Below are 19,964 nucleotides of genomic sequence, written 5' to 3'. Positions count from 1 at the left end.
TTAATCAGTTCGGCACGACGCTCTTTTATCAGTTAATACCTTCACTTGCTAACGTAAATAGTAACAATAGCATTACAAATTCAAAATTCATCCTACAGCCTAAAGCACAAAATCGTCCATAACTCCACTCACAATTTCTTACGGGATATCCCCATTCCAAGATTTCATTCCTTTCCTCAATTTCAAACTACCTTTCCTTTATAATTTATGTAGGACAATTATCACTTTGTATGTGTATTCGCCCATAATTAAAAAAATCCCTAGTTTTCTAAGGTTTTTAAGACATGTTTTCGATATGTCAATTGATACGCTATTAAGGTTTTTATTTCGAAATACACATTGCATCATCCAATAGGGGTGATAATATACCCTCTGGAAATTTATTACTCTCTTTCACCTAAACTACACTGATCCATAAAAAATTCTTATTATAAGTTTTCAATTTTTCTCCTTTAAAAAATAATTTTTCCGCATAACCTCTTTCTTACTTCGCATATAGTTTTAATGATGACAAAGGAGGAATGTTCATGTCCCAATCTGAAATCGAAAAATATGGACAAGAAGCTGCACGTTACGAACAGCTCGCTCGTTACTATCAATTTCATAACCCTAAAAAATATGTAGAGCTATATATGAAATATTATGATGCGCTTACGAAACTTGTACAGGCATATGAAAAAAGAGATTCACAAGAAGCTGCTTTACCGTCACACATAAGGTTTTTTCACTCAGCTTCCAATACACCTGCGGTTGACATTTTAGTAAACGGGCAAAAGGTAATTAAAAATATTTCATTTAAACAATTTAGTCCCTATTTAACATTAGTACAAGGTAAATACCGTATAGATATTGTTCCTGTCGGCAATGAAACTCCCATCTTTTCAGCTTTAGTACCAATAATGGGAAATCACTCTTATACTTTTGCTGCAATAAATAGTGACAATCATCTACAATTACAACCTATGCTTGATAATACACATTTACCAGCCGGTCAAGCAAAAATACGCTTTGTACATTTTTCTCCGGATACCCCTGTTGTAAATGTAACTTTAAAAGGTGGAGATCATTTATTTGAAAATGTACTCTTTAAACAAATTACAGATTTTTTAGAAGTTAGCCCTGGTACAGCAGATATTGAAGTTTCACTCGCAGATAATGCAAGCGTCTTGCTAACTATACCGAATTTCAAAGTCGAACCGAACATCATTTATACCATTTCAATTTTAGGTTATTCAACGAAAGATCCTAAATTAGAAGCCGTTATCCTTACAAATTAAAACAGTCTACACCATTCATTTGGTGTAGACTGTTTATTTTTGAAACACAATTTGAAATTCTGTCCAATCGTTATCTGAACGACACATGATAGACCCATTATGTTTTTCTACAATTTGTTTACATACAAATAACCCAATACCAGTTCCTAATTTTTTAGTAGTTACAAATGGTTCGAAAATCGTTTCTACATTTTCAGCTGGAATTATTGGTCCATTATTTTTTATTACAATTCGAATTGCTTGATCTTCTTCAAATACATCAACGATAATTTTTCGTTCTTCTTTTATCGATTCAAGAGCGTCAATTGAGTTCATTAATATATTTAAAAATACTTGTCTCACTTCACTCCGATAACCAACAAGCGGAATTGGATACGGCAAATTCTTTTCAATTGAAACATTTGCATTGACCAAACTCGGATATAAGAACTGTATAATATCTTGAAACAGATCATTAAGCCAAAATTCTTCTGATTCAGTCCACATTTCTTTTTTCGATACGAGTAAAAATTGTGAAATACGAAAATTTAATTGGTCTAATTCATGCGAAATAATATCTAAATACGATAAACTAGGATGATCTGCCTTTAATAATTTGACAAATCCCATAATGGAAGTAAGTGGATTACGAAATTCATGTACAAAACTAGCTGACATTTGGCCTAAAATCGTCAGCCTTTCTTTATGTGTCTCGTTAATATATTGCTGTTTTTCCTCTAAATTTCTTGATATAATTTCCGAGTATTTTAAAACAGTATAATAAATTAATTTATCAAAACAAGTATGTATTTGAGCCATAATTGGTTTCAATTCACGTGCGCTAACATCTAATTCACACATCGCTTCAAAAAGCTCATTTCTTCCCACATTTGCATTATAAACAAAATCTCCAATATTCGCATCTGCTCCTGCACGTTCAATAGCTATTTTCTCGCATAATGGCTGAAGATAATCTATATCTTTTTCTTCCATAGTAAGTTCGATAATTAACTCTAATAAATCCTCTCCATTTTGAACTGCTTCTAGTTTAAATGGATCTTTATCGGAAATTATCATTTTGTTTTTCCAGTTCTCAACGAATTGGTGCCTGTTGTTTTTCAAGTGCGAACAAAATACTTCTTTAATATCCTTATCGATTGGAAAAACCCCCATTCCCTCCATTTCCATACGACGAACACCCTTTATATTTTGAATATTAACACAAAAAATGCGATTCGTTAATAGATTATTGTCACATTTTGTTAATATGTGTTGATAAAATTTTTAATTTCCTTATTAATTGTTTAGATTGATTCATTCCATTTTCCTTCCTTTCATTCAAAGTTTTTTACATTTGATGAGACTTTTTTTGCATCCTGCTTCATTCTTTCGTACAATAGAAAATGAAAGGTGTGAAAAATATGGTAAATAAAAATGTGGAAGATTATCTCCAAGAAGGCATTTACGGCCAAAAGCAGAACAAACCAGAAGAACGTAATATGTATTTAACTACATTACGTGAGCGTGTAGAAATCGCTTTAACTATCGGTCAAGTAATGCAAAGTAATGTATATTCTGAAGTAGCTAGTAGCATGCGCTCTTCTCAATCATTACAAATATTCCTAAATGGTGGCATTGCTTACCCACATTTATCAAAATACATTAAATTAGCAAATGAAAAAAATATTCCTTTTACAATTGTTCAAAATAAAGGTATAGAAACACCAATCGGTTTAGTATTATCTCATAGCACTGCTGTTGATAAAGATCAAATTTATGTAGAGGATGCTATTTTCAAACAAGAAATGAAGTAAAAGGTACACTTGATTAAATGAAATCGTTCTGAAAAACGTAAAACAAACAATAAAAAACGAGTATGGAATCGTAAACATTTCCCGCTCGTTTTTTATTGTGATGTTTAAACTCGATCTACTTTATTTTTTAATACATACTAATTTCATTTCTGTCATTTCCTCTATTGCATATTTAATTCCTTCACGCCCCGTGCCGCTTTCTTTCACACCACCGTATGGCATATGATCTACCCTAAACGTTGGAATGTCATTAATCATGACACCACCAACTTCTAACTCATCAATTGCACGCATTGCTTTAAACAAATTATTTGTAAATACACCTGCTTGTAGACCGTAACGTGAATGATTTACTTGCTCTATCGCTTCATCAAATTCTTTAAATGTATTTACTGTCATAAGTGGACCAAATACTTCTTGGCACTGTACCGATACATACTCTGGAACATTTGTTAATACAGTTGGTTCAAAAATCCTTGCATCATGTTTCTTACCACCATATAAAACAGCTGCCCCTTCCTTAATAGCTTCTTGCACCCACATTTCAATTCGCTCTACATCTTTTTTCGAAATTAAAGCCGATACATCCGTTTCTTCATGCAATGGATCCCCAACAACAACTGTTTCCATTGCTTTCTTTAGCTTTGAAAGAAATTCATCTGTTCTCTTTTCATGTACAAAGACACGTTGTACTGAAATACAAACTTGTCCATTATTAACAAATGCTCCCCATTTTACACGTTCAATTAATTCATCTGTTAATTCTACATCTTCATCAATAATAACAGCAGCGTTTGATCCTAGTTCTAACGTAACTCGCTTTAACCCCGCCTTCGCCTTAATTCCAATTCCAACTTTCGGACTTCCCGTAAAAGTAATAGAAGCGACATCATCATTTGTAACTAGCGCCTCACCTACAGTTGAACCAGGACCAGAAATAATATTTAATGCTCCTTTTGGCAATCCTGCCTCTTCAAACAGTTCAACTAATGCGTAAGACGATAATGGCGTTTGATCGGCTGGTTTTAACACAACTGTATTTCCAGCAGCAATTGCAGGGCCGACTTTATGTGCCACTAAATTTAATGGGAAATTAAAGGGTGTAATAGCTCCTATAACCCCAATCGGTTTTCGTATTGTGTATGCAATACGTCCATCTGCACCAGGTGCTGCATCAAGTGGCAGTGTCTCGCCGTATATACGCTTCGCTTCTTCCGCCGCAAATTTGTATGTCTGAACGGTACGATCTACTTCTCCCCTTGCAGCACGAATTGGTTTTGCAGCCTCTTTTGCAATAATCTCTGCAAATTCTTCTCTTCTTTCATCCATTTTTTGTGCAACCTTCTCTAAAATAGTCGCACGATCATATGCTGATAATGTATTCATTTTTTTCATTGCATTTTTTGCAGCAGTAACAGCCTCTTGTACATCTTCTTCCGTTCCTTGTGCAATTTCCGCTAACGTTTCTTCAGAGTATGGTTCGTATAATGGTTTATACGTGTTTACAGACTTCCAATCTCCATTTATATATAAATGCTTTTTCATAATTCTTCTCCTTCCAAATATATGTATAAAACAATACTTCACCTAGTGAAAGGTCTGACTTATGCCATTGTATCATAGCCCTTATTCTGCCAAAAACATTATGCTCAAAAAAACTCTGCCATATAGCAGAGTCTACGAACTAATTTGTTCTTGAAATGGAATTTGTTTTTCATCTTCTAAGATAACAATTGATTCTACAGTTTTTGTAACTTCTAGTCTCTTTATATAGTGTCCATCTAATTCTTTCACACAAAACTTATAATTTTCAATTTCGATGAAATCCTCTTCAGCAATTTCTATATTTTTCGTTAAAATCCAGCCACCTATTGTATCAACACCATTATCATCAATCGTTAAACCTAATAACGTATTCACTTCACTAACAAGCACTTTCCCTTCTAGAATTGTTTTCGTTTCACTAACTTGTTGAATTTCTGGCTGTTCATCTGTATCAAACTCATCTTGAATATCTCCAACTATTTCTTCTAAAATGTCTTCAACTGTAACAAGTCCAGATGTACCACCATATTCATCTATCAATATAGCAATATGTGTTCTTTCTTTTTGCATTTTTAAAAATAAGTCGTGTATTGGGATAGAGTCGATAACTAAAATGATCGGCCTAATATATTGCTCTACTTTCTTATTACTTACTGCATTATGCTGCACAAAATCTGTGAAAATATCTTTAAAATTTACAAAGCCTATTACGTGATCTTTGTCGCCATCAACAACTGGATATCTTGTATATTTTTCCCGAGACATTTTTTGCAAAGCTTCTTCAGCAGGCATTTCTTTACTAATAATATGCATCTCAGTTCGGGGTACCATTATTTCTTTTGCGATACGATCATCAAATTCAAAGATTTTATTTACATATTTATATTCAGATTGATTAATTTCTCCATTTTTGTAACTTTCTGAAACTAACAACCGTAATTCTTCTTCTGAATGAACCTCATCGTGCCCTTTCGGTGGTTTCAGCCCTAACAATTTCGTAATAATTCGAGCTGATCCATTTAGGATCCAAATAAACGGAAACGCCATACGATAAAAGAAAATTAACGGTTTAGCAACAAATAAACTCACTTGTTCAGCTTTTTGAATCGCAAATGTTTTTGGGGCCAATTCCCCTATTACAACATGTAAAAATGTAATAAACAAAAACACTAAAATTACAGCAAAAATGTCTGCCAGTTGAGTAGAAATGTTCAAATTCACAAAAAGCGTGTCAAACATTTGCTTTAACGCAGGTTTACCAAACCACCCAATCCCCAGAGCTGTAACTGTAATTCCTAGCTGACAAGCAGATAAATATTCGTCTAAGTTTGTAATGACTGTTTTGACAGGTGTTGCGCGATTATTTCCTTCTGCAATTAAATAGTCAATTCGTGAACTTCGCACTTTAACAATTGCAAATTCTGCTGCAACGAAAAATGCCGTTAACGCAATTAAAACAATCACTATACTTATACTATATATGTCCAAATACTTCTCCTTACTTACATTGTAAGCAAGGAAGCCACCTCCTACTTAATTTTATTCAAGTGAAGTAAGCATTCTAATACTCTAACAAAATTCTACATTAGCAACCACCTTTTTATATATTATATGCATACATAAAAAAGATATTTATCATTATGATAATCTAATTCATTTCCCTTAGTCAAATGATTCTAAATCTTACGATAAAACATTTTTATATACACGATATATTCTTCACAGCTTCATTTCGTGAAAAAACACTTTCTTTGCCGATTCCACACTTCTTTTGTCACACTAGAAGGGAACTTACTTCATAGATCGAAATCATTCAACAGGATATATATAGGAGGGATTATATTGGAATATAAAACACCATTTATCGCAAAGAAATTAGGTGTTAGCCCTAAGGCGGTTGCTCGGATTGCACAACAATTAAACCTTACGATAGAAAAAAATAAAAATGGTCATTTTATTTTCACACAAGATGATTTAGATCAAATGTTAGAATACCATCTTTCACAAATAGAGCAGTCTCCAAAAACATCATCAAACGATGTTGTAGAATTAAAAACGCAAGTAAATACAATTGTTCAAAACATATCATCGCATGATTTTGAGCAATTAGCAGCTCAATTAAACACAATCACAAGAAGGCTAGATCGAATGGAAGAACAGATGCAAGATAAGGCAAATGATGTTGTTACATACCAACTTTTACAACATCGCCGTGAAATGGAGGAAATGTTAGAGCGAATTCAAAAGCTTGAAGCTGCCCTCAAGAAAGAAGAACCAATATATATAACTCCCGATACGAAACCAACATATGAACGTGAACAGAAACCGAAGCGCCGCAAAATGATTTTTAGTATATTTGGATTATAAATTTTAGACCCTTATTACAATAATAAGGGTCTTTTTTCATGAAGAATGATTTCATATTAAAATAGCATTCTCTTTATTATACATATTCATTTCGCTTTATTTGGTTAACATAATATTCTTACTGTATTCTGCGATTAATGCCTGTGCATGAGCATTCCCTTGAATTACATCTCGAAATTCTTTTAAAGAATACAAATGCGTAGCCCCTTTTCGGGCATGAATTCGCACTGGTACACCTTGTAAAGTATCATGAAACTGAAATGGCTTATCAATCGGTTCAATTGGGAAACCAAGTGTTACTAAATACATATACATTCTTTTTGTAACTGCTGCAATATACCATTCTGCTTTCGTTTCTAATGCATGCATAAATAAAATAGCTGTTAGTCTTTTGAAGTGTCCTCTCCCACGAGACGTTTTCGCAATACTTAACTTGCCTATTTCATATACATTTTTCAAATCTTTTACTAAATCATTTTTAGAAAACGGATAGAAAAACTCAGAATTTGATTGCTCTGGTACCGTATACTTAATACATTCTACTGTACCGATATGATGTTCATCTTCTATTAATAAAAATCGTGATGGATTTAAATTACGTTCTACAAACATTAAGTTTCTTTCTTCACAAAAATCTCCCCATAGTTGCTCGAACCAAAAATGTTCTTCCTTTGTTTGAACACGCTGGAACATATTTACCCGCCTTTCCCATCGCCGCTCTGTTTTTGATAACGCTTTCACTATCTATCATATAAGAACAAATCTTCGTATGCAACTAAAAATATTTATGACTTATTATATTCTGCAAAATGAATTAAATTCCATCTTAATCGTCTTTTATCCCTCATGTACCTTTCTTCTAACAACATATTTATATTACTTACAAATTCAAATCGTATAAAGCTGTCTTCCATACTGCATATAATTCTTCTTAATCTAAAAAAATCCTTTATAAAAAAGGATTTCTTTTACTCCTTCATGCTTTTTAACCACTTCTCAAAAATTTGTACCATCCCATGTTTTCCGGCTAATTTCTCTTCCCCTTGTTTCGTTTTATATGGATATAATTGCAAAAACACACCACATCCGGACTCAATTTTTTTACTATGCATATGGCTTCCTGGATATACACAAATAACTTCATAAATGGCCCTTCGATAATATACTCTCTTTCCATCCTGTTCTTCTACATATTTGATAGACCAATACTTATACATTTGCTCAGTTGCTTTCGTATTTCCAACATGCTGAAAAATATTGTACATTGGGCTATACTTCACTTCAATAATAATAGAAGATTGATATACATATTTCTCTTCTTCCTTTACATAACAGTCTAAGCGAATATCTGGCTTCTTCGTGTCTTCTCCATTATAAAAATTACTCCCTTTACTTAATGCAATAAGAGGATGTGTTTCAATTAAATCATTGAATGCGACATGTACTCTCATATCATCTCGGTGTAAAACTACTGTCGTTCCATCCTGTAATCCATCTACATAAAAATGTTCTTGTATTTGTTCACGGATGGAATTCCTAGCCTCAAAACCAATTTGCTCTAACATGGAAATAACGATAAAAAAAGCGTAATATTCATACACTAAAAATGTTGGTTTATAAACAAATAATAAAGATGGAGATTGATCTGTATATTGTGGAAGTAAATCTAAATATTGTAGTAGTTGTTGATGTGGTATCGGTAAATTATGTGAGTTCATGTTACCCGTTTCGGAAACTTCCCTCCAAAATGGAGAATGCATTAAAGTTTGAAAGTATTGTACACTTTCATGTACAAAATGTGCTAATATTTTATATTCTTGTATCTTCATAGAACTTTTTCGCAAATCCGCCTCTTTTAGTAAATGTAAATTTTTATATTTTTGTTTCTCTCTATCGGTTACTGATCCATTACGCTCAATTGTTTGTATAATCGTTTTTACAGCTTGAAATTCTTCTGATTTCTTCTTTTTTGCTCTTTCTAATATTTCAATTGTTTGACGTAAAAAACTTTCAGCCTCAAGTAAATAGAGATTAAATTGCATCGCTTTAAATTTAAGAAAAGCATTTTCCTTACTATTTTTTTGTTCTATAAACTTACGATTATATTTTTTTGCATACGGTTTTCTTTCCGCCACTATGACTCCTTTTCTCGTTGTTTTCCGCTCCTTTTCTTCCCATTTATATTCATGTATAAAACTTGAACTCAATTCTATTTTCTTAAAAATTTGCTTTATCTTTTTCATTTTTTGCGGCAACTTTCTAAGTAAAACTAAATAAGAAGAATCTTCAATATCACTGAGTGCAGAGAAAGTCTTTTTATAATAACCTCTATCTAAAATCAACTCATTTAAAATTGACTTTACATAGTTTTGAATCATTTCAAATTGATCATCAAAAAAATTTTTTGGAACGACTTGAAAAGCGCCATAATACGTTTTATCTTCTATATTCACTTCAAAATGATATAAGCCACAACGCCATGGATAAAAGAATTCCGTTTTTCCATGTTCATATATTAATACCTTTTGTTTTTTTTCATTTATTTCATATTTTGACTCTTTTATATTTTTCTGTCCCTCATATACTTTATTCCATATAAAAGTAATATTCATCGGACTTTCATAATGGTAATGCAATCTAATTGGCTTTAATTCTTGCACCTTATAAATACATTGAACTAATGCTGTAGTAGATGTACAAAGACGATTTAATAAAATATATTCCCCTTTTGCCTCAGATCCAATGATTAACTTTAATACAAAAGGGAGCGTTTCTTTCGTATCAACGATTTCTGTTTCATAGCGCCCTTCATTTTGCATAGCCATACAACTCCAGTTCTCTCCGCTTTTCTCTTATATATGCTAAAGAGTGTTCAAATGTAGATACCCTGTTTGCAAGTTGCGATTGTAAAAGAGGTACTAATGTCGCCCCCCTTTTTGCTTCTTCAGAAAGCAAAGACCCAACCATCATTTCAGTTCCTCTTATTTTCGTCAGTACACGCTGCTTGATTTGTAGATCAAATCCTTCTTCTCTACTGATCATATAGGAATGATTATTTTGAAACGGTATATTTTGCAAATAAGTTGCGATTGCGTTTGCACATCGAAATGAAATTCCCTTTGACGTATCGTGTGATGACAATACAACATGTAACTTATCTAATAGCTCTAACTCTTCTTCAGAAAACACCTCGATCATCGCTTTATTCCTGACCCAACTTATACGAAATTCTCCTGCAGTTACTTTCAGAGGTGGTTGTAACACAATTTTCTCTTGTTCCATATACATCTCACAAAACGGAATCTTTTGTAACGTTATTAAATTCGTCCGATCTAATAATCGATCTGAGAGTTCTTTCGTTGTTTCATCAAAATTTACTGTGCCTACAAATATAATATTTTCACCAATTTCAATTGTTGGTGGAATTGGATTTTCTTTTTCTTGTACACCTTCATACAAATTTAAAATACGGTTTTGCTTTTCAAGTTGAAGAACAGATAGAAATGGAGTAAACCAATGCTCAATATGTGACATATTCATTTCATCAAAAACGATTATATATAGCTGATTTTGATTTTCTTTCGCCTTCATTAACGCCCTAACTAATTTTGTTTCACTTTCAATAAAAGTACCATTTGGATGAAGGTAACCAAGTACATCATGTGGTTCTTGATACGATGGTGAAATCGGAATCCACACCAATTCTTCCCCATGCTGTAATCCAAGTGCTTCTGCATAAGCTTGCACAAAACGGGATTTTCCGGCGCCTGGTATACCACCTAGAATCGTCAACATATTTGTTTTCGCACTTATATGAAAGTTATATATGTCCGTTTCATCCAAATAGAGCCCTTTATTACGCACGAAATTTTTTACATACTGTAAAAAGACGGATTCACGCTCATCCCATTCCCATTCATCCTTGTGCACTTTTATTTCCTCTACTTCTACACGCTTACCTTCTTCAGTCATTCGTTTTTTTAATTGCTCATACATGTGATTACTTACAAAATACAATTGATCTTCTACCGATATTTCTACATGCTTACCCCAGTCATTAAAGTCTATATACTTACATTCCCTCTGCTGTTCAAAATAGGCAATTGAACTAATTGATGAGGACTTTAAAGATATATTTCCATATAACCTTCCATCGTGCCACAATAATTCAGGAGGCTCAAAGTCTTTCGGATATTTGGGCATTAAAAATGACAAATAGCCATTTCCAAGTTTTCTTTCTAAAGACTCTCCTTTTTTGTATTCGGAAACTTTAGGTACTGGAATCATTTTATAGCCATTAGCCATTTCTCGCGGTTCTTCTGCACAAATTAACTCCACATATATATGTCCTCTCTCGTAATAGAGACGAAACATAACCAGTTGCTTTTCTAATTTTCTTTTCTTTAATTCCGAAAAGACTTTTTCATTCTTTTTATTGCTACATAAACCTTCAAATACGTATGGTTCATTTTTTAATTGCTCTTGTAACGTGAATGGTATTGGCGATAGGCATTGTACAAAGAAGTTCTCTCCATTCTTCTCTCTCTCTGCTTTTGTAAACTTTCCGATAAACCTCATATAGTACATTCTTTTTATAAAACTTGGCTGAAGAGCTTTATGTAATTTCACCTTCGTCACCTTCTTTTTTTCATACTATTCTTAGTGTATGAGAGAAACGAAAAACTAGAAACAAAAAACCTGACGTTATCCGCCAGGTTCAAAATGAAAACGTATATTAATGAGATGGAAATGCTTTTTTCTCTTGTAAAATGGCATTATGTGCAATTTTCATTTTAGCAAGTACATATCGTAATCGATCTTCAGCGTTTTCATCTGTATTTTGCTGTAATTCCGCCAAATTCTCTACAGCACTTGCTAAATTTTCAATCACTCCTCGTAGTTCAGGATGATGATTAAAAAAGGATTCTTGCACTAATACTTTCCTTACTTCACTCGCTAAATCAACAATTCTGGTTAACTGTTCTTTTTCTTCCATTTTCATCCCTCCTGAATATCTTATGTATTAAATATTCTCTAGACAAAGAAAAAAGCCCTTTATTTAAAAGGACTTTTACATTTTTATATTTCCAGTCAATAACATATAGATTGATGTGATAGCTGCAATAACAATTGCCCACATTACATATCTCTCAATACCTCTAAAACAACGATTTCCTTTTTCTTTTCTTGCATACACGTAAACAATAATCCCGATTCCATATACGATTGAAACAAGTAATAAATTTTTCAAACCTGCTGCATATAGAAGCCATACAGAATAAATAGAAGCAATTAAAGCTAACGAGCCGTTTTTTACTTTTGCATCTTTTAGTTCGTTTGTAATAACTAATTTGAATTGGAATAACGCTGATAATAAATATGGTACTAAAATTGATGTTGACGCTATGAAATACATAATTTGATAAGTCGATTCTGAAAACAGAACGATTATAAATATAATTTGGGCAACGCCATTTGAGATCCATAATGCCATATGTGGCGTTTGTTTTTTATTTGTTTTCGTAAAGACTTTTGGAAACACGCCATCTTTTCCTGCTACGTGGGAAATTTCAGAAACAAGTAAAAACCAGCCTATTAATGTACCTACAAGTGAAGCAACTAATCCGATGTTAATCGCAACTGCGCCCCATGTCCCAACAACATGCTCTAATACATGTCCCATTGACGGAGTTTCTAACACGGAAAGCTCTCCTCTTGACATCGCTCCCATTGACAAGACAGAAATTAAAATATAAATAGACATTACTAAAATAAGTCCAAGTACTGTCGCTTTACCAACATCTCGGCTATTTTTCGCTCTACCAGATAATACAACCGCTCCTTCAACCCCAATGAAAACCCAAAGAGTTACAAGCATTGTATTTTTCACTTGGCCTAGTATAGAGGAAACTGAGATCGTTCCTTCTCCCCAAAAATCATGTGTAAATGTATCCCAGCGAAACGCTGTTACCATTACAACAATAAATAATACGATTGGAACTAATTTCCCTATCGTTGCAATAACATTCATAATAGATGCTTCACGAATTCCAAATAAAATTAGAAAATGAAGTGTCCATAATAAAAGTGATGCTCCTACGATAGACGCAACATTATTTCCACCTTTAAAAATGGGGAAAAAATAACCTAATGTACTAAACAGTAACATGATTGTTGCAACGTTTCCTAAAATTCCTGCTAACCAGTATCCCCAAGCACTGTTAAATCCAATATATTCACCGAAACCAGCACGTGCATAACTATAAATTCCGCCCTCAAGCTCTGGTTTTTGTCTTGCTAACGTTTGATATACGAGCGCGAGTGGAATCATTCCCATCGCTGTAATACACCAGCCAATTATTATAGAGCCGCTATTTGCTCCTACTGCTAAATCATGCGGTAAACTAAAAACACCGCCACCAACCATTGTTCCGACTACTAATGCAATTAATGGAAAAAATCCTAACTTCTTTTCTATTTGTACCACCCCATCTGTCATTCTAGGTGTTATGTTCGTTCAACTATTAAAGTCACCTTTTTCTCTAATAGACGTTTCTCTTATATTTTTTCAGGAAAACATTACTTATTCTAAAAGAAAATGAAGAAAAATGGAATACTTTTTTGAAAAAATGTATAAGTATGCACAAAAAACCGTTCATTTTGTAATGAACGGTCATTTCATACATATAAATTTGTATATTTCTTGTAAAATTAACGAAGTAAATTCTCTTTTTGTAAAAATTGTTTTGCTACTTCTTCACTACTTTTTCCATTCACATTTACTTCATAATTCATTTTTCGCATTTCTTCATCTGTAATCTTCCCAGATAATTTATTTAATACTTTTTCAAGTTCAGGATATTTCTGTAACGTCTCTTTTCTTAATAATGGTGCACCTTGGTATGGTGGGAATAATCCTTTATCATCTTTTAGCACTTTCAGTCCGTATTGCTCAAGTTCACTATCAGTTGAATATGCATCGATTACATTAACATCCCCTGATTGAATTGCACTATAACGTAGTTTCGGTTCCATCGTTTTCACATTTGCAAACTTATAGTTATATAATTTTTGCATTCCTTTATAACCATCTTCACGATCAGCAAATTCTAATGTGAATCCTACTTTCGCATCCTGTGCCATTTTTCCTAAATCAGAAATTGTATTTATATTATTTTGATCTGCTATTTTTTTCGGCATGGCTAGTGCATACGTATTGTTATACTCCATCGGCTTCAACATCACCATATCATATTTCTTTTCCATTCCAGTGCGTGCCTGCTCATATACTTCATCCCGATTTGTGCTTTTTGGCTCTTCTTTCACGAAAGTAGATAAAGCTGTTCCCGAAAATTCAGGGTATATATCTACTTCACCTGATTTCAATGCTTCAAATACAAATGCTGTTTTTCCAAGACCTGGTTTTAATTCTACATGTAAATCGGTATCTTGTTTGATAAGTTGCTTATACATTTGAATTAAAATTTCAGGTTCTGATCCAAGTTTGCCAGCAATAACAATATCTTTCTTTTCTGTATTCCAAAGAAATGGAGAAGCCATCATGATACAAACAATACATATCGTCAATATAACACGCTTAGAAGAGCGTTTTGGGCTCTCAAGTACTCGAAGTACTACATCAAAGAATAAGGCGAGTAACGCGGCTGGTACGGCCCCTAAAATGATAAGCGCATGATCATTTCGATCAATACCAAGTAATATAAGTTTTCCGAGCCCACCAGCACCAATAAGAGCTGCTAATGTAGCCGTTCCAACAATTAATACCATCGCGGTACGAATACCGGCCATTATAATTGGTAATGCAAGAGGAAGCTCTACCTTCCACAGTCTTTTCCAGCTATTCATTCCCATAGCTCTCGCTGCTTCGATTAAAGACTCATCTAACTCCCTTATTCCTGTATATGTATTTCGTAAAATAGGTAATAGTGCATACACAACTAATGCAATAATGGCTGGAAGTTTTCCAATTCCTACTAACGGAATTAAAAGTCCGAGTAATGCCAGTGATGGGACCGTCTGCATAACTGCAGAAGTTCCTATAATAAACTCAGCCATTCGTTCTTTTCTCGTTAATAAAATGCCAAGCGGTACTGCAATAATTACTGCAAAAAATAATGAAATAAGCGATATTTGTAAATGCTCACTTAATGCAGTTAGTAATTCTATTTTTCGTTCTTGGAACGTTTGTATAAAATCAGTCACTGTTTAGCCTCTTTCCTTCATTTGTTCAACTATGTAATTGACAATATGACGACTTGTTAAAGCTCCAACATATTGACCATTTTCTTCAACTGGCACTGATTCTTCAGTCTGTAAGCGAATAAGTGCTTCTTGTAAAGGAGAATGCAATGATAAAGCAATCCCTTCAACTCGTGTGCGATCGTCTAGCGGCATTACATCTCCTATATTCATGCCCTCATACCAAGGTCGTCCACGATTTCCAATGAACTCCTCTACAAATTCATTTTTCGGATTATGTACAATTCCTTCTGGTGTATCTAATTGAACAACTTTTCCTTCTTTCATAATGCAAATACGATCGCCAAGCGATAACGCTTCTTGCATATCATGCGTTACAAATACAATTGTTTTTTGAATCTTTTTTTGCAATTGTACAATATCCTTCTGAAGCTGCTCCCTACTTAGTGGATCTAACGCACTAAATGGTTCGTCCATAAGAACGATTTTCGGATTTGCGGCTAATGCCCGTACAACACCAACGCGCTGCTTTTGACCTCCTGACAATTCATCAGGCATACGATCGCGATATACGTCTGGATCTAGCCCGACCATCTGTAGCAATTCATCGACACGGGCTTTTGTATTTTCTTTGCTCCATTTTCTCATTTCAGGAACAACTGCAATATTTTCTGCAATTGTCATATGCGGGAACAAAGCGATTTGCTGCAACACGTATCCTATATTCCAACGTAATTCGTTTATATTATATTGTTGAATATCTTTTCCATCGATTAAAATCGATCCTTCAGTCGTTTCAATTAAACGATTAATCATTTTCATTGTCGTTGTTTTCCCGCAGCCACTCGGACCAATAAGGACAAAAAACTCTCCCTTTTTAATTTCTAAATGCAATGAATCCACTGCTTTCGTGCCATCTTCATACGCTTTTGACACATGATTAAATTGAATCACAAATACAACTCCTTTATCGTTGTTTCCTTTATTTTGATGGAAGATGGAATTCATTTCAAATGATACGCATTATTCTACAAAAAAAGAGCCCCTATTTGAGCTCTAACGGTCGAACAATATTGTTTTCATTATTGCAGCATATTCACGTACATACATTTTCCTCTTAGAACGCATTGGTGTTTCAGCAGCTAGTGCCTCCATCTTCATGCCTAAACGCTTTGCAATTATTTTCGTTCTATATAAATGATACGTATTACTTACAACTACCGCATGTTTCACATCATATAAATCCATACTAAACTTTACATTCTCATACGTATTTGTAGATTGATCTTCTATTAAAATACGACCATCCTCTATACCATGTACCATTAAATAGTTTCTCATACTATGAGCTTCCGGTATATCTTCATCTTCCCCTTGACCTCCTGAAACAATTACTTTCGCTTCAGGATGGGAATATAAATATTCCAACGCTACATCCAAACGGTTTTGAAGAGATAAAGACGGTCTATCTCCAAATAACTTTGCGCCTAATATAAGAACGTACGGAGAGTGATTACTCAATTTTTCACGGGCAACATTTTTCATTCGAAACGTCATATAAAGAATGTATAGTGGTGGTAATAATAAGATTATAAGCAAGATCCATTTGTTCATAAATTAGTTTACACTCCCTTTCTTTTTATTATATAGAAAAAGATAGGAAGGCAGAAGTATTTTTTAAACGAGTGATTTATTCGGAACATCCGCTCCGAATTTACGTTGTGATATCACATAATAAAGAGCAATTCCTAATGATAGAATCAATATACAGCTAAGTACGTAAAACGGGAGCATTACCCCAGCTTTAGATACACCAGCTGTAAACAGCATTAATAATACTATTCGTATTCCTGTACCAATTAAGCGAAATAAGCTGTCCACACGTCCCATTACTTCGTTTGGGATTTCCTCCATCATCAATACATTTCTCGCCACTCTTGTTCCAGCGTTTCCAATCGCATGAAAAATCGCTAGTCCATATAATAGCATTACGGAAGGTTCAATAATCATTGCGGTAATTGAAATTACATATATGAGCATCGTCATGACAATTGAAACTTCTATCTTTATATATTTCATCATAATTGGAATACCTATTCCAGCAAGAACCGCTCCGACACCGTACATCATACCTTCTATTGCGTATACTGAGGCACTGGCTTTTAATATATCTGAAATGTATACCGGGATTAAATAATTTGTCATCATCACACCAATAAAAGGCATATAAGTCGCAAGTAAAAACCAAAAGAACTTCGGACGCTTTTGCATGAAGTGAATCCCTTCGAACAATTGCTTCTTAAATGTTACTTTCTTTTTTACTTCCTTTTTCTTTACGTACGGTATACATAAGAAAAGGATGAAAGCTCCTGCAAAAGTTAACATATCTACTAACAAAATCCATTTTAAAGAGATAATTTCAATAAGGAAGCTAGCAGCCGCTCCGGATATAACTTGTGTTAACTGTCCTTGTATTTCCATTGTTCCACTTAAATTTTTATAATGTTCTGCTTGAAATATCTCTTGGTTGAACGCAAATATTGTAGGATAAAATAATAAATAGTAAAATGACCCTGCTATATATATAAGAATATAGTGAATTGAATGATAAGGTTGCCCAGTAAATCCCCATATAGCCATCATTCCTATAACGACTATCCCGATACCTTCATTACATAATAATAATGATTTTCTTGAAAAACGATCAATACTTTGCCCAATAAACGGTGTTAATAAAAACATAATCAGAGTTGCGATGATGGAAACATAACCAAACGTTGTATCTCCACCACTTTCTTTAATTAACAACCACGGAATCGTTATCATAACAATCCCAGAACCAATAGCTGATAAACTATTGGCCCCTAGAATGAAATACAAGCGTGAATCTTTATACAGAGATGGCATATCACTCAACTCCTAGTTGTTTTTTCACCTCTTTATATACGCTCATATATGCTTTTAATTCTTTAACTAAATCATGAATTAATGGTTTTGCATCTTCTCCCAGTTCACCGTCTTGTACATGAAGTCCATCAAGTACAACTTGTTTTGGGATGGCATTTGCGTATACCCCTCTAGCAACAGTGCGCATATTGTTTAATGCGTTAATTCCACCTTTACCGCCTCCTGCAACTGCAAGTAATGCGACAGGTTTATGAACAAATTCACTACTACTTAAGTAATCTAACGAATTTTTCAACGCACCACTCATTGCATTATGATATTCAGGTGTACATAGTACTACACCGTCTGCAGTTTTCACTAACGCCTTTAATTTTTTTACCGCTTCTAGTTCACGTTGTGATTCTTCCCCGTTATATAAAGGCAGTTCCTCTACTGATAAATCGTATAACTCCCCTTCAAATTGATCAGCAATATATTTCGCCACCACACGCGTTCTACCGAATTTTCTTGGTGTGCCATTAATAACAACTAGTTTCATAATTATTTCTCCCCTTTGTTTTCCAGTTATACTTATATATTATCAGAAATTTCTATACAAAACACAATATAAAGAGGGAACTAGCTTGATAAAATAGTATGATTGACGTAAAAAAGAACTCATACGAAAGTATGAGTTCTTCACAATTACTTTTCCTCCTCTATATGACACAGTATGCCTATGTTTCCTTTCGCTTCAAAATGGTTATACGCTTTTTCTGCTAATTTAATACGCTCTTCTGGTAAAGCTACATATTTCATAATATTTTCTATTATTTTCTCGTACGGAGTAAACACAATTCCTGGCCACTCTATCTCATCCTCTGGATTACTATTTTCCGAAATAATAAATTTCTTATTTGCTACTGCATAAGAAACTCGAGGTGTTTCAAGAATGCCTGATAAGTAAAAATGAATATTTAATATAATTTTAGACCTAGCAATCAACTCATTTCTAACAATTCCCCACGCATTATTTTTAAAAACGATATTTAAATGCGGGGCAACTGCTTTTAATTGATCTAAAATAGCTTGCCGCCTTGAATTAAGAGCACCTATAAATAGAATATCAATGTCTTCAGCTATCTCATCTTCAAATGCATCTTTTTTTATTTCTAAAGTTGGGGCATAGTACATTTCCACATGTTTTATTTCTTTTCCTACTCCTTTTTGTTTTAACCATGCTATATTTTGTTTACTATAATCCCAAATTTCCCTATCTTTTAATAACATTAAATAAAGTGGGTGCGCATAAGGGCTTCCTTCATATAGCTGTTCTAAATTATAAATAATCGCATTTTTTGGAAGTAGATTCGGGTTATGTGCATATGTATGTGCTCCAAAAACAATTGTATTTTTCACATTTTCTAGTATTGTTTCTGAAATAATTGCTGTATTTCCCTCCTGCTCCAATCGCCATTTCAAAGCTCGCGCGACATCTATAAAACTACCATACGTCTTTGGGCATATAAAAAGACAATAATCATATTCTTTATTCAAATAAGCTTCCATTAACCTTAAATTATTTTTATATAAATCCACATCCGGATATTTAAGTAAAAGTTCATTTGCATGTTTTTTTGCTACTTTATATAATCCAGCATAATAAGCAGCAATACACCTTCTTAATTCAATTCTTTGCCGATGCTCATCTGCTACGTCCATGTCCAAAAGAAGATTTGCGATACAATACGCTTGTAAATGATCACGATCATAATAATAATCTAGTAGTGGCATCAATTCTTCATACGTATTTCCATGCACAGATTCCCCTAGTTCTAGCGCCCATCGTATTAATTCCATTATTACTCCACTACTC

Annotated in this window: 17 protein-coding genes; 3 read left to right on the top strand and 14 right to left on the bottom strand. The window is 33.7% G+C overall.

Annotated elements, in window-relative coordinates; translation table 11 throughout:
• Positions 1–527: 527 nt before the first annotated feature.
• Positions 528–1,277 (top strand): DUF4397 domain-containing protein, encoded by a 750-nt coding sequence (locus tag MR113_RS05710; RefSeq protein WP_242252152.1) that lies wholly within the window; start codon positions 528–530, stop codon positions 1,275–1,277.
• Positions 1,278–1,310: 33 nt separating this feature from the next.
• On the opposite strand, the gene MR113_RS05705 is transcribed toward MR113_RS05710, so the two are convergent.
• Entirely contained in the window at positions 1,311–2,444 is a 1,134-nt protein-coding gene (locus tag MR113_RS05705; RefSeq protein WP_333563530.1) for a BA2291 family sporulation histidine kinase, read from the bottom strand.
• Between the two features lie 233 nt (positions 2,445–2,677).
• Here MR113_RS05705 and MR113_RS05700 point away from each other — a divergent pair, with 233 nt between their 5' ends.
• Positions 2,678–3,070, top strand: a complete 393-nt coding sequence (locus MR113_RS05700) for a YueI family protein (protein ID WP_242252150.1) — start codon at positions 2,678–2,680, stop codon at positions 3,068–3,070.
• Between the two features lie 120 nt (positions 3,071–3,190).
• Here MR113_RS05700 and MR113_RS05695 read toward each other — a convergent pair whose 3' ends face one another.
• Both MR113_RS05695 and MR113_RS05690 read right to left on the bottom strand, forming a co-directional pair.
• Positions 3,191–4,615, bottom strand: coding sequence for an aldehyde dehydrogenase family protein (locus tag MR113_RS05695; protein ID WP_242252148.1), 1,425 nt, complete (start codon positions 4,613–4,615; stop codon positions 3,191–3,193).
• A gap of 132 nt (positions 4,616–4,747) precedes the next feature.
• Complete coding sequence (locus MR113_RS05690; RefSeq protein ID WP_242252146.1) at positions 4,748–6,103, bottom strand: hemolysin family protein; 1,356 nt, start codon at positions 6,101–6,103, stop codon at positions 4,748–4,750.
• 354 nt (positions 6,104–6,457) lie between these two features.
• On the opposite strand from MR113_RS05690, the gene racA reads away from it, so the two are divergent.
• Positions 6,458–6,982: a chromosome-anchoring protein RacA gene (gene racA, locus MR113_RS05685; protein WP_242252144.1), complete on the top strand. Its 525-nt coding sequence runs from the start codon at positions 6,458–6,460 to the stop codon at positions 6,980–6,982.
• 96 nt (positions 6,983–7,078) lie between these two features.
• Here racA and MR113_RS05680 read toward each other — a convergent pair whose 3' ends face one another.
• The 11 genes from MR113_RS05680 to MR113_RS05630 form a co-directional block, all read right to left on the bottom strand.
• A complete protein-coding gene (locus MR113_RS05680) occupies positions 7,079–7,675 on the bottom strand; it encodes a hypothetical protein (RefSeq protein WP_061678435.1) in 597 nt (198 codons plus the stop codon).
• A 275-nt stretch (positions 7,676–7,950) separates the two neighbouring features.
• Positions 7,951–9,801 carry a hypothetical protein gene (locus tag MR113_RS05675; protein ID WP_242252142.1) on the bottom strand — a complete coding sequence of 617 codons (1,851 nt, stop codon included), beginning with the start codon at positions 9,799–9,801 and terminating at the stop codon, positions 7,951–7,953.
• Positions 9,791–11,611 carry an AAA family ATPase gene (locus tag MR113_RS05670; RefSeq protein WP_242252140.1) on the bottom strand — a complete coding sequence of 607 codons (1,821 nt, stop codon included), beginning with the start codon at positions 11,609–11,611 and terminating at the stop codon, positions 9,791–9,793. Before MR113_RS05670 ends, MR113_RS05675 begins: the two co-directional genes overlap by 11 nt.
• Positions 11,612–11,717: 106 nt before the next feature.
• Entirely contained in the window at positions 11,718–11,978 is a 261-nt protein-coding gene (locus MR113_RS05665) for a hypothetical protein (protein WP_000391452.1), read from the bottom strand.
• Between the two features lie 75 nt (positions 11,979–12,053).
• Entirely contained in the window at positions 12,054–13,481 is a 1,428-nt protein-coding gene (locus tag MR113_RS05660) for a basic amino acid/polyamine antiporter (RefSeq protein ID WP_061678438.1), read from the bottom strand.
• A gap of 212 nt (positions 13,482–13,693) precedes the next feature.
• On the bottom strand, positions 13,694–15,205 hold the full coding sequence (locus MR113_RS05655) for an ABC transporter permease/substrate-binding protein (protein WP_242252123.1): 1,512 nt from the start codon (positions 15,203–15,205) through the stop codon (positions 13,694–13,696).
• 3 nt (positions 15,206–15,208) lie between these two features.
• Complete coding sequence (locus MR113_RS05650; RefSeq protein ID WP_242252121.1) at positions 15,209–16,156, bottom strand: ABC transporter ATP-binding protein; 948 nt, start codon at positions 16,154–16,156, stop codon at positions 15,209–15,211.
• 102 nt (positions 16,157–16,258) lie between these two features.
• The gene (locus tag MR113_RS05645) at positions 16,259–16,816 is read right to left on the bottom strand and encodes a YdcF family protein (RefSeq protein ID WP_242252118.1); all 558 of its coding nucleotides are present in this window, start codon (positions 16,814–16,816) and stop codon (positions 16,259–16,261) included.
• 63 nt (positions 16,817–16,879) lie between these two features.
• On the bottom strand, positions 16,880–18,109 hold the full coding sequence (locus tag MR113_RS05640; protein WP_242252116.1) for an MFS transporter: 1,230 nt from the start codon (positions 18,107–18,109) through the stop codon (positions 16,880–16,882).
• A 1-nt stretch (position 18,110) separates the two neighbouring features.
• Positions 18,111–18,647 (bottom strand): NADPH-dependent FMN reductase, encoded by a 537-nt coding sequence (locus MR113_RS05635; protein ID WP_242252114.1) that lies wholly within the window; start codon positions 18,645–18,647, stop codon positions 18,111–18,113.
• A 146-nt stretch (positions 18,648–18,793) separates the two neighbouring features.
• Positions 18,794–19,948 carry a CgeB family protein gene (locus MR113_RS05630; protein ID WP_242252112.1) on the bottom strand — a complete coding sequence of 385 codons (1,155 nt, stop codon included), beginning with the start codon at positions 19,946–19,948 and terminating at the stop codon, positions 18,794–18,796.
• Between the last annotated feature and the right edge of the window lie 16 nt (positions 19,949–19,964).

The sequence above is a fragment of the Bacillus cereus group sp. BfR-BA-01379 genome (genome assembly GCF_022663605.1).
Lineage (GTDB): Bacteria > Bacillota > Bacilli > Bacillales > Bacillaceae_G > Bacillus_A > Bacillus_A mobilis.
Note: the sequence above shows the minus strand (reverse complement) of the source record. Positions and strands in the feature narration are given on the sequence as shown.

Bases quoted from the DNA above. Each gene is read 5' to 3' on its own strand.
- MR113_RS05710 (WP_242252152.1), top strand. From the start codon at position 528: ATGTCCCAATCTGAAATCGAAAAATATGGACAAGAAGCTGCACGTTAC.
- MR113_RS05695 (WP_242252148.1), bottom strand. From the start codon at position 4,615: ATGAAAAAGCATTTATATATAAATGGAGATTGGAAGTCTGTAAACACG.
- MR113_RS05630 (WP_242252112.1), bottom strand. From the start codon at position 19,948: ATGGAATTAATACGATGGGCGCTAGAACTAGGGGAATCTGTGCATGGA.
- MR113_RS05665 (WP_000391452.1), bottom strand. From the start codon at position 11,978: ATGGAAGAAAAAGAACAGTTAACCAGAATTGTTGATTTAGCGAGTGAA.
- MR113_RS05705 (WP_333563530.1), bottom strand. From the start codon at position 2,444: ATGGAAATGGAGGGAATGGGGGTTTTTCCAATCGATAAGGATATTAAA.
- MR113_RS05640 (WP_242252116.1), bottom strand. From the start codon at position 18,109: ATGCCATCTCTGTATAAAGATTCACGCTTGTATTTCATTCTAGGGGCC.
- MR113_RS05635 (WP_242252114.1), bottom strand. From the start codon at position 18,647: ATGAAACTAGTTGTTATTAATGGCACACCAAGAAAATTCGGTAGAACG.
- MR113_RS05675 (WP_242252142.1), bottom strand. From the start codon at position 9,801: ATGCAAAATGAAGGGCGCTATGAAACAGAAATCGTTGATACGAAAGAA.
- MR113_RS05660 (WP_061678438.1), bottom strand. From the start codon at position 13,481: ATGACAGATGGGGTGGTACAAATAGAAAAGAAGTTAGGATTTTTTCCA.
- MR113_RS05645 (WP_242252118.1), bottom strand. From the start codon at position 16,816: ATGAACAAATGGATCTTGCTTATAATCTTATTATTACCACCACTATAC.
- MR113_RS05680 (WP_061678435.1), bottom strand. From the start codon at position 7,675: ATGTTCCAGCGTGTTCAAACAAAGGAAGAACATTTTTGGTTCGAGCAA.
- MR113_RS05700 (WP_242252150.1), top strand. From the start codon at position 2,678: ATGGTAAATAAAAATGTGGAAGATTATCTCCAAGAAGGCATTTACGGC.